The organism is Desulfovulcanus sp., assembly GCF_982781345.1.
This window is the reverse complement of the sequence record NZ_CEYAEZ010000134.1, coordinates 1-1,730: the sequence shown is the minus strand read 5'-3', so window position 1 is coordinate 1,730 and position 1,730 is coordinate 1. Positions and strand designations below refer to the sequence as shown.

Genomic DNA, 1,730 nt, shown 5'->3' with positions numbered 1-1,730 from the left:
AAGAATATCCATTGCACTTACAGTTTCATTATCTGCATTAAGCTTCATATAAAATGGCTTTATACTCTTCGGATAATCCGTGATTATAGTAGGGTTGTTGATCACCTCTTCACATATGTATCTTTCATGTTCCGTTTTCAGATCAAGCCCCCATTCCACAGGATATTGGAAGTTTTTCTTAGATTTAGAAAGCATATCTATTGCCTCTGTATAAGTAATTTTTGCAAATCCCCTATCTACCCCTTTCTCAAGAGTCTTAATCAAGCTAGGTTCAATGAATCTATTAAAAAACTCGATCTCTTCTTTACACTTATCCAAAACAAAAGAAAAAAGATACTTCAGGAATTCTTCAGCTACCTTTATTGCTCTATCAAGTTCTGAGAATGCCATTTCTGGTTCTACCATCCAAAATTCTGCCAAGTGTCTGGGAGTATTAGAATTGTCTGCCCTGAATGTGGGGCCAAAGGTGTAAACATCTCCCAATGCAAGGGCATACGCTTCTGCTTCGAGCTGTCCACTTACAGTAAGATATACCTTTTGACCAAAAAAATCTTCGGAATAATCGGGAGCTCCATCTTCTGTCTTTGGAATATTAGAAAGATCAAAGGATGTTACTTTGAACACCTCACCTGCCCCTTCACAATCATTACCTGTAATTATAGGAGTATGTATGTAAATAAAACCTCTTTCCTGAAAAAACTTATGTATTGCACAGCTAACAGCACTTCTTAATCTTGCTACAGCCCCGAATGTATTTGTTCTGGGTCTAAGGTGAGGAATAGTTCTTAAAAATTCAAAGGAATGCCTTTTCTTTTGAAGAGGATATTTTTCTGGATCTGACCAGCATATTACTTTTAGCTCCTCTGCAAGAAGTTCCACATCTTGCTTTTTCCCCGGAGAGTCAACAATGACCCCTTTTATCTTTACTGAAGCCCCTGTATTCAACTTAAGTATCTCATCTTTATAATTAGATAGTTTTTCCTCAGCAATAACCTGGAGATTTTTAACACATGAACCATCATTTATTTCTAAAAAGGAAAATCCTCCTTTTGAATCCCTTCTTGTTTTAATCCATCCATAAACTGTCACTTTTTTCCCCACCTCTTTCTGGGTCAGAATGTCCACTATTCTATCCCTTTTGGTCTCATTAACCATGTTTTCTTTCAAACTCTTTCATGAACTCTACTAAAGCCTCTACAGATTCTATACTAACAGCATTATATAATGATGCCCTACAACCACCAACAGATCTATGCCCTTTAAGACCTCCAAGCCCTTCTTTAAGAGCCTTTTTTACAAATAGCTCTTCTAATTCCTCTGTTGGTAATCTAAAAGTCACATTCATCATGGAACGACTTTCCTTCTGGGCTGTTACACTATAAAAATCAGAACCGTCGATAACATTATATAACATGGTTGCTTTTTTTCTGTTTATTTCTTCCATCTTGTCAAGCCCACCAATAGTTTCTTCCAGCCATTTCAATACAAGGTTTATTACATAAATTGCAAAGCATGGAGGGGTATTAGCCAAGGAGTTATTTTCCACATATGTGGAATACTTAAACATAGTGGGAAGGTTATTAGGAATCCTTTCTAACATGTCTTCTCTTATTATCACCATTGCCACACCAGCCGGCCCGATGTTTTTTTGGGCACCTGCGTATATTAATCCAAACGGGTTCACATCAAAGGGCCTGCTCATAATATCAGATGACATATCACTTACAAGA

General features: G+C 37.1%; 2 protein-coding genes. Both read right to left on the bottom strand.

Annotated features, from left to right (window positions below):
* On the bottom strand, positions 1–1,167 hold a 1,167-nt coding region (gene asnS / locus AC3WVG_RS11665), incomplete at its 3' end, for an asparagine--tRNA ligase (RefSeq protein WP_488798291.1).
* On the bottom strand, positions 1,148–1,730 hold a 583-nt coding region (gene serC / locus AC3WVG_RS11660; protein WP_488798290.1), incomplete at its 5' end, for a 3-phosphoserine/phosphohydroxythreonine transaminase. The genes asnS and serC, both read right to left, overlap by 20 nt.